This is a genomic window from Methylocystis sp. (assembly GCF_021731785.1).
Taxonomy (GTDB): domain Bacteria; phylum Pseudomonadota; class Alphaproteobacteria; order Rhizobiales; family Beijerinckiaceae; genus Methylocystis.
Window position 1 is genome coordinate 42,537 of record NZ_JAKFWS010000037.1, and the last position, 8,989, is coordinate 51,525.

An 8,989-nucleotide genomic window follows, 5' to 3' on the forward strand; every position below is an offset into this window, starting at 1 on the left:
ATTCCGGGCTAAGACGCGCCCACAGACGCTTCCGCTTCCTCAGGCGCGCGCCGCCGAACCCAAAGCGGCGCGAAGTGCCGGTCCTGACGCATATCGAAGCGCCCCTCCCGCACCATTTCGAGCGAAGCGGTGAAGGCCGAGGCGCGCACGGTGCGCGCCGTCTGCATGTCGACACAGTAATGCAGCAAAAAATCGTCCAGGACGGTCCATTCGGTCGCGACGCCGATCAGCCGCTCGAGGGCTTCGCGGGCTTCGGCCAGAGACCAGACCGCGCGCTGGCGCAGCACCACGTGCGAGGTCGCGGTCTTCTGGCGCTGGCGGGCGTAGGCCGAAAGAAGATCGTAGAGGCTCGCCTGAAATTTGGGATGCGAGATCGTCTCGACGCCCTCCGGACCGCCGCGCAAAAACATGTCGCGGCCGAGCCGGGCGCGTTCGGTGAGCTTGTCGGCGGCGCGCCGCATCAGCTCGAGCCGGCGCAGGCGTTCAGCAAGCGCGGCGGCGAGGTCGGACGCCGACGGCTCTTCGCCTTTGGGCGGCTCCGGCAGCAGCAGCCGCGACTTCAAGAAGGCGAGCCAGGCCGCCATCACCAGATAGTCGGCGGCAAGCTCCAGACGCACGCGGCGGGCGGCCTCGATGAAGGCGAGATATTGCTCGGCGAGAGCGAGGATGGAGATGCGCGCGAGGTCGACCTTCTGCCGGCGCGCCAGCTCCAGCAACAGGTCGAGCGGCCCTTCGAACCCGTCGACGTCGACGAGGAAGGCCTCCTCGCCCGCCCCGCGGGGCTCGTCCAATTCGAAGGTCAGCTCCTGCGCCATTTCTATCGCTTTGCGCCTGTTTTCCCTTGGCGAATCAATGTCGCCTGACTTTCACGCGAAGATTGGCTCCATTGGCCCGCCATCGCAAGCGCGGCCTGCGCCTTGGCGCGGCCATCCACAGAAGAGACCGCTATCGGAAAGGGTCGATAATCTGCAGATTGTCGATCACCTGCCCGTGAGAAAGGTCTTCGGAACAGAGACGCGCACACCCCTGTGCCTGCGCCGCGGCGACGGACCGCTTCACGACACGCAAGACCTCACGCCACCGCCGACATCGCTGCGTCGAACTCGCGCGTGGCCGCCGCGAGGTCAAAGGGTTCGATGTGCTGAATGCATTCAAGCGCCTTTTCGGCGCGCGCCAGCGCCGCGCCTGCAAGCGGCGGCGCGCCTTCCGCGACCGGCCGCGCTTCCGCGAGGTCGCCGTTACAATGCAGCACAATATCGCAGCCCGCCGCGATGGCGCGCTCGGCGCGTTCGCGGAAACTCCCCGTTAGCGCCTTCATCGACAGATCGTCGGTCATCAAAAGTCCGTCGAAGCCGATGTGGCCGCGAACCACGCCCTCGACTACGGCCTTCGAGAGCGTGCCGGGCGCCGCTGGATCGATCGCCGTGTAGACGACATGGGCGCTCATCGCCATCGGCAGATCGGCGTTGTCCTTGAACGGCGCGAAATCCGTGGCCTCCAACTCGGCGCGCGACGCCTCGACGACCGGCAGCTCGAGATGGCTGTCGGCGCGGGCGCGCCCGTGCCCGGGAATATGCTTCATCACCGGCGCGACGCCGCCCGCCATCAACCCGTCCGCGGCGGCGCGGCCGAGAACGGCGACCCGCGCCGGCGCGCGGCTATAGGCGCGATCGCTGATGATCGCGTGCGAGCCTTCCGCCGGGGCGTCGAGCACCGGCAGGCAATCGGCGTCGATGCCGACCTGTCGCAGATCGTGGGCGATAAGCCGCGCGCCGAGCCAGGCAAGCCGCTCGGCCTGCGCGGCGTAAGCGCCGGCCAGTTCAAAACGGGCGGCTGCCGGATAGGCGCGCCAATGCGGCGGACCGAGCCGCTGAACGCGGCCGCCTTCCTGATCAACGAAAATTGGCGCGTGGCGGCCGAGAGCGCTGCGAATGTCGGCGGTCAGACGGGAAACCTGCTCCGGCGCAATGATATTGCGGCGAAAGAGAATCACGCCCCAAGGCGCCGCCTCGCGCAGGAAGGCGCGCTCCGTCTCTTCGAGCGTGCCGCCCTTAAGTCCGCAGATGAAGGCTCGCATGTCTTCGGGTCAGTTCCCCGCGACGAAACAGGCGCCGCCCGAGGCTTTCACCCTGCCGCAAATCGCGTTGGCGGACTCCCTGCTCACGCCGCCGACGCGCACGCGGTAGACCGTCTTGTCGTTGACAGTGGCCATTTTGAACGTCGGCTTCCGCCCGCCAAGCTGCGAGTTATATTTGCCGACGACGGTCTTCATCAAAGCGCGCGCATCCGCCTCGGTTGGCGCCGCCCCGAACTGGATGGCGTAACCGCCCTTGCCCGCAGCCGCCGCCGGGTCGGAATCATCATCGGGCGCCGCCGACTCTTCGAGCGCGGCGGCCTGCTGGGCCGCGGGTTTCGGCTTGACGATTCGCGGCGGAGTCGCGGTCGGCTTCGCCTGGCTCGATGGGGTCGCGGTCGCGGCGCCCATGGCGACAGCAGCCGGCGCCGGTTCCGGAGCAGGCCGGCTCGCCACGGCGACAGCCGGCGGCAACGCCCCTTCGTCCATCCGGCTTCCATCCGGCCGCACGGTGACGGTCTTGACCCTCTTTGGCGCGGCCACCGCCGGCGGAGGCTCATGCGGCAGGTCTACAGGGCCGTCGCCGAGCTTCGCCACATTCGGCGTGACGGAAGGATCTACCGCCTGCTCCTGATTGGCCAAAACCTGCTGAACAGGGGCCTGCTCTTTACGGTCAAGGACCACGGCGCCGCTGGCGTCGGACGCCGCCTCGGTCTCGGCGCTCGGCTTGACCTTTACGGGCCCTTCCGGCGCCATGATCGTCGCAATCTCGCGCGAAGCGTTTGAACCGCTTCGATGCCAGAACGCGAAGCCGATGCTCAGCACCGCGACGAGCGAAATCGCGACGACAGCGTGCCATGGCCGGAACCAGCTTCGCCAACCGCTTTTGTAGGGGGCCTCGTATTCGCCCTCTTCCGGCCCGTAGTCGAGGAACTGCGAGTCGTCGCTCCAACTGGTCTCGGCGCCGTAGGAGCCGGTCTCGTATGCGTCCTGTCGCGGTTCGTGGCCCTGCGGCATGTCTTGGAACGCAGGGTCCACTGAATAGGCGCGCTCCGGAGGCTGCTCCATTGACGGCTCTGGATAATAGGACGGTTCCGCCGCCACCGGCGGCGCGGGGTCATAGGATCCCCTTAGCTCGGAGGCCGGAATGCGAGGATCGTGCGGCGCCGCCAGAATCCGGCCGTAAGGATCTGTCGCGCCGGAGTTCTCCCCATGGTCCAGCCGCGCAAGCTCTCCGAGAGTATCCTCGACTTGGGGGGCGCGCGCGCCGCGCAGCCGCCGTTCGAACTCGCCAAGGTCGATTGCCGGGCCTCTAACGGATGTCTCGCGCATGATGCACCTCGCTCACTTATCCCCTGGGACGCGAAGCAAATTAATAGGCGCGTCCGACGCCCGGACGTGGCCCTCAAGCGTCGATTAACGCATTTCGTCCGGGGCGCTCACGCCGAGCAGCCTCAAGCCTGACCCCAGGACGACTGTTAAAGAGCTCACCAGCGCAATCCGGGCGATGGTCAACTGTCTATCATCAGCCTTAACAAAGCGTAATTGTGGTTGATCTTTGCCGCGATTCCAATGCGAATGGAACACGCTCGCCAATTCGTGCAGATAGAAGGCCACGCGGTGCGGTTCGTGCGCCGCCGCCGCAGCCTCGACTGCCCTGGGATATTGCGCGATGATCTTGGCCAGCGCAAGCTCGCCTTCGTCCACCAAGCGAGACAGGTCCGCTTCCGCCAAGCTTTCGGCTGCAAGGTCGATATCGGGGAATGCGGCGAGCGCCTGGCGCAGCGCCGACTTTCCCCGCGCATGTGCGTATTGGACATAGAATACTGGATTGTCCTTCGACTGCTCGATGACCTTGGCGAGATCGAAATCGAGCGGCGCGTCATTCTTGCGGTAGAGCATCATGAAGCGAGCGGCGTCGACGCCGACCTCCTCGACGACCTCCCGCAACGTGACGAAGTCCCCTGACCGCTTCGACATTTTGACCGGTTCGCCGGCGCGCATCAGCTTCACGAGCTGGCAAAGCTTGACGTCGAGCGTCACGCGCTTGTCGGAAAGCGCGGCGACGGCCGCCGCCATGCGCTTCACATAGCCGCCGTGGTCGGCGCCCCACACGTCGACGAGCGTGTCGTAGCCGCGATCGATCTTGTCCTTGTGATAAGCGATATCGGCAGCGAAATAGGTCGGCGAGCCGTCCGATTTCTTGAGCGCCCGATCGACGTCGTCGCTAAATTGCGTCGATCGAAACAGCGTCTGCTCGCGGTCTTCCCAATCGTCAGGCAATTGTCCCTTCGGCGGCGGCAATCGGCCCTCGTAAACGAGTCCCTTCGCCCGCAGCCAGTCGATCGCGGCGTCGATGTCGGAGACGCCATTCTTTTGCTCATGCAAGGCGCGCTCGGAGAAGAACGTCTCGTGGGTGATGTTCAACGCGGCGAGATCGTCGCGAATCATCTCCATCATCGCGTCGATGGCGGCGGCGCGAACGATCGGCAGCCACTCGCTCTCGGGCTTTTCGACGAGCGTCTTTCCATGCGCTTTTGCGAGCGCCGCGCCCACGGGCTTCAAATAATCGCCGGGATAAAGGCCCTCGGGAATCGTGATCGCTTCGCCGAGCGCTTCGCGGTAGCGCAGATAGGCGGAACGCGCCAAGACATCGACCTGGGCGCCGGCGTCGTTGATGTAATATTCGCGCGTCACCTCGCAGCCCGAAAAAGCCAAGAGATTTGCGAGCGCGTCGCCGAAGACGGCGCCGCGGCCATGCCCGACATGCATCGGCCCAGTCGGATTGGCCGAGACAAATTCGACATTCACCTTGCCCTGCAGGGCGCTGGCGCGGCCTTTGGCGACGCGCCCGAAATTTGCCGGATCGCGTAGCGCTGCGCGGAGAACGTCAGCGAAAATCTTCGGCTTCAGACGGATATTGATGAAACCCGGCCCGGCGACTTCCGCGCTGGCGACATTCTCGGTCTCGGCAAGCGCGTGGCAAATCTCGACCGCCAATTCCCGCGGCGACGAAAAATGTGGCTTCGCCTCCTTGGCGAAGACCATGGCGGCGTTCGACGCGAGATCGCCAAGCGTCGTATCCTTCGGCGGCTCGACGACGAAGCGCGCATGATCGAGCTTCGGCAAACGTCCGTCGCCGGCGATGCGATCGAGAACGGCGGCGATGCGGGCGTGAAAGTCGTCGAAAATGTTCATGGAGGTCCGGGCGGGAAGGTCGACCGCCCGTTTAACAGCTTGGGCCGGGGAAATCATCCGCACCGCTGGCGATTGGCAAAAAACTTGAGCGATCCGGTCCGACGCGGAGGTCCCTTAGCGGCTGGCGTTTAGCCCCCAAACACCCGCTTCACCTCGCCCAGCGCATAGCGGTCGGTCATGCCGGCGATATAGTCGGCGACCACCACCGCCCTCTCGGCGCCTTGCAGCTTTGTCGCTTGCGCCGCCCATTCGGCGGGCATCAGCTCGGGCCTCTCGAAAAAGGCCGGAAACAGCCGCGAGATCGCGTCGCGCGCGCGCGCCCACACGCCCGCGACTTTCTCGTGCCGATACATATTGGCGAAGAGGAAGGCCTTGATGTCGCGCTCGGCTTCTGCCATCGGCGGCGAAAGGCCGACGAGGGTCTCGCCCGCCCCCCGCGCCGCGTCGGCGCTGGCGGGCGCGACCCGCGCCAGACGGCGCAGCGATTCGCCGATCGCGTCCTCGACGAAGGCGGTGATGACCCTGCGCACGAGTTCGTGGATGACGCGTCCCCGTTCGAGGCCAGGATGCGCGTCGCGGATATGCGCGAGAACGCCTGCGATGAAAGGCGTTCGCGCAATGTCGTCGAGCGAGAACAATTCGGCGCGCAACCCGTCGTCGATGTCATGGCCGATATAGGCGATGTCGTCGGCCTGAGCCGCTGCCTGCGCCTCGACGCTGGCGAAACTATCGAGGCCCAGCGGAAAGATCGCGTCGAACTCCACGATATAGCGCGAAAGCGGATGGCCCGCCGCTATGCGCGCAGGCTCCTCAGGATGAGGGACGGCATGCTCATCGCGTGCGCCGGGCAGCAGCGGCCCGTTGTGCTTGGCGATGCCTTCGAGCGTCTCCCAAGTGAGATCGAGACCGTCGTAGCGCGCGTAGCGGCGCTCAAGCAGCGTCACCACGCGCAGCGCCTGGGCGTTGTGATCGAACCCGCCATAGGGCGCCATGCAGGCCTCTAACGCCCCCTCGCCGGCATGGCCGAAAGGCGTGTGGCCGAGGTCATGGGCGAGCGCCACGGCCTCGGCGAGATCCTCGTCGACCCGCAGGGCCCGGGCGAGCGCGCGGGCGATCTGCCCGACCTCAATCGTATGGGTCAGTCTTGTGCGGAAATGATCGCCGTCGAGCGGCACGAAGACCTGCGTCTTATGGGCGAGCCGGCGAAAGGCGGTGCAGTGGATGATTCGGTCGCGATCGCGCTGGAACTCGCTGCGCGTCGGCGACGGCGACTCCGGATAGAGCCGCCCGCGCGAGCGCGCCGCGTCGCTGGCGTATGGCGCGAGAGGGCCGCGAATCGCCACATTGCGCTCCTTTCATTGAAAGGCCACAGGTTTGGACCTATCTTGCGGCATGGAGCATATCCGCAATGGGCTGGCGAGGCGCAAAACTGGATAGGCCGAAATTCGATTTTCGGGGCGAGTTCCATTCGATCGCGCGACCGCGCTCGAATCGCGCTGAAACGCGCGACGGCCCGCATAAGCAAGCGATGGAGAAACGGATGACGACGGCGCCAAGCGATATTGCGCTCACCGAACAGGCGGCGCGGCGCATCCACGCAATCCTCGCCAATGAATCGCCCGGCGCGGTGTTTCGCGTTTCGGTTGAGGGCGGCGGTTGCTCCGGCTTCCAATATCATTTCGGCGTCGACGCTGCCCCGGGCGAAGGGGACGCCCTCGTCGAGCAGGCCGGGGCAAGGGTCGCGATCGATCCCTCGTCGATGGGCTTTCTCGCCGGCGCCAGGATCGACTTCGTCGACGATCTGATGGGCCAGTCCTTCCGTATCGAAAATCCCAACGCCGTCGCCTCCTGTGGCTGCGGAACCAGCTTTGCGGTCTGAGGTTACAGCTTCGATTGCCAGTTGGCGGCATCTGGGAGATTTGAGCCTTGGACGCGCTCTTCATCGGCCACGCCTATATCGACGTCACCATGCGCGCCGCGCGGCTGCCTGCCGGCGATCAGAAGACGCTGGCGCAGGACTATGCCGTGAGTTTCGGCGGCAACGCTGTCACCGCCGGCTTCGCCTGCGCCAAGCTTGGCCACCCCGTCGGCCTGCTGACCACGCTCGCGTCCGATTGGCTCGGCCATATGTTCATGGACATGGCCCATTCTTACGGGATCGACGTGCATCCGCGGCGGGTGGCGCGCTCCTCGCTCTCCTTCGTCTGGCCCAATGACGGCAAGCGGGCGATCCTGCGCGCCCGCGACGACAATTATCTGCAGCCGTTTCCCCGGCTCGACATTTCGCAAGCGCGGGTTCTGCATCTCGACGGACATATGGCCGACGCCGCGTTGCATTACGCCAAGGCGGCGCGGGCCCAAGACCTGCTGGTCTCGCTCGACGGCGGCGCGCTGCGGCCCTGCATCGACGAGCTGGCCGGCTTCGTCGATGTTGCGGTCGTCTCCGAAAGACTGTGCGAGCAGATGTCGCTCTCGGAACTCGACATGCTCGGCTGGCTGAAATCCAAGGGCTGCCGGATCGGCGCGGTGACGACCGGCGAGAAGGGCATGTTGTGGTACGACGAAGACGGCGAGGTTTCGCAGATGCCGTCGCTCTCGGTGCCGCATGAGCTGATCGTCGACACGTCGGGCGCCGGCGACGTCTTCCACGGCGCCTATTGCGCCTCTTATCTGGAGCGGCCGGACGCGCCCTGGCGCGCGCATTTCGAATTCGCCCGCGCCGCGTCGGCCCATAAGATCCAGCATCTTGGCAATGAGGCGGGTCTGCCCGCGCCCGACGACGTCGCCGCCGCGCTCGCCGCCTTCGCGCCGGCGGACGCGCTGAGCCCGGCGTGAGCGCGAGCGTCATTCCGGCGGGCCCAAGGCCTGACTGGGAATCAGAGCCGATCCAGGCGCGCTGCGTTTGCTGTGGATTCCCAAATCGCGCGCTGCGCGGCGTCCGGGAATGACGGCGGCGATTTTGCCGACTCAGCTTGGAGCCGGATTTGTGCTGACGGGCTTGGCAAACCGCCCCCTGGCCTGTATAGGCGTGACCGCATTCCCCGATAGCTCAGCTGGTAGAGCACGCGACTGTTAATCGCTAGGTCGTAGGTTCGAGTCCTACTCGGGGAGCCAATAAAATCAAAGAGATGATGGAGTAATATAGGCCACGCGCTGCAGCCCTTTCCGATATGGTAGCGTCTGTGGTATCTTTTGGCATGGGGCTACGGGGCATTGCCTCTATCTCTTAATAAGCGCATCCTCGAGACTCTGCGCGCCTATTGGCGCCCGGTGCGGCCAAGCCTGTGGCTATCCCCGGCCAGGAGCACGGCGATCATGTGACCTGCTGAAAGAACGTCATGCGCCAGAGGGCGGGAATTGAATGCCTGGGGTCCTGCGCGACGAAGCAATCAAAATGCTCCTCCGCTTCAGCTCATGAGAGCCAGAGCTAGGCGATCAGGCGATCTCGACCCAGCAGTACGCTCTTCCTCTTTTGTCACTTCCAAACCTCCGGTTGCGGTTCAAATTACCGCAGCCGGATGTCTCACCTAACCGTGCCGCACCCCACGCGAATCTCCTTCGCGCCAAATGAGTCAGAAAATTCGCGCCGGGGGAATCTGGAGGCTTCTGTGAGGTCCGCGGCGCAATTTTTCGGGCATGGCTATGCGGACCTCATTGCAGCCGGATTGAACGAAGGCGCGGTGGGATATGTGCGGCGATCTATGGGGTTTCTTGTTT

General features: G+C 65.2%; 7 protein-coding genes and 1 tRNA gene. 3 read left to right on the top strand and 5 right to left on the bottom strand.

Features of this window, described 5'->3' with window-relative positions; all coding sequences use genetic code 11:
• Positions 1 to 8 precede the first annotated feature (8 nt).
• The 5 genes from QZ964_RS07665 to QZ964_RS07685 form a co-directional block, all read right to left on the bottom strand.
• Entirely contained in the window at positions 9 to 815 is an 807-nt protein-coding gene (locus QZ964_RS07665; RefSeq protein WP_292530672.1) for a ScpA family protein, read from the bottom strand.
• Positions 816 to 1,072: 257 nt separating this feature from the next.
• Positions 1,073 to 2,077, bottom strand: a complete 1,005-nt coding sequence (gene nagZ / locus QZ964_RS07670; RefSeq protein ID WP_292530675.1) for a beta-N-acetylhexosaminidase — start codon at positions 2,075 to 2,077, stop codon at positions 1,073 to 1,075.
• 9 nt (positions 2,078 to 2,086) lie between these two features.
• On the bottom strand, positions 2,087 to 3,406 hold the full coding sequence (locus QZ964_RS07675; RefSeq protein WP_292530677.1) for an SPOR domain-containing protein: 1,320 nt from the start codon (positions 3,404 to 3,406) through the stop codon (positions 2,087 to 2,089).
• A gap of 84 nt (positions 3,407 to 3,490) precedes the next feature.
• Positions 3,491 to 5,272: an arginine--tRNA ligase gene (argS, locus tag QZ964_RS07680; protein ID WP_292530679.1), complete on the bottom strand. Its 1,782-nt coding sequence runs from the start codon at positions 5,270 to 5,272 to the stop codon at positions 3,491 to 3,493.
• 128 nt (positions 5,273 to 5,400) lie between these two features.
• A complete protein-coding gene (locus QZ964_RS07685; RefSeq protein ID WP_292530681.1) occupies positions 5,401 to 6,615 on the bottom strand; it encodes a deoxyguanosinetriphosphate triphosphohydrolase in 1,215 nt (404 codons plus the stop codon).
• Between the two features lie 197 nt (positions 6,616 to 6,812).
• Here QZ964_RS07685 and QZ964_RS07690 point away from each other — a divergent pair, with 197 nt between their 5' ends.
• From QZ964_RS07690 to QZ964_RS07700, 3 genes are all read left to right on the top strand, one after another.
• A complete protein-coding gene (locus tag QZ964_RS07690; RefSeq protein WP_292530684.1) occupies positions 6,813 to 7,151 on the top strand; it encodes an iron-sulfur cluster assembly accessory protein in 339 nt (112 codons plus the stop codon).
• A gap of 47 nt (positions 7,152 to 7,198) precedes the next feature.
• Positions 7,199 to 8,107: a sugar kinase gene (locus QZ964_RS07695; protein WP_292530686.1), complete on the top strand. Its 909-nt coding sequence runs from the start codon at positions 7,199 to 7,201 to the stop codon at positions 8,105 to 8,107.
• A 203-nt stretch (positions 8,108 to 8,310) separates the two neighbouring features.
• Positions 8,311 to 8,386: transfer RNA gene (locus QZ964_RS07700), tRNA-Asn, on the top strand.
• Positions 8,387 to 8,989: the final 603 nt, after the last annotated feature.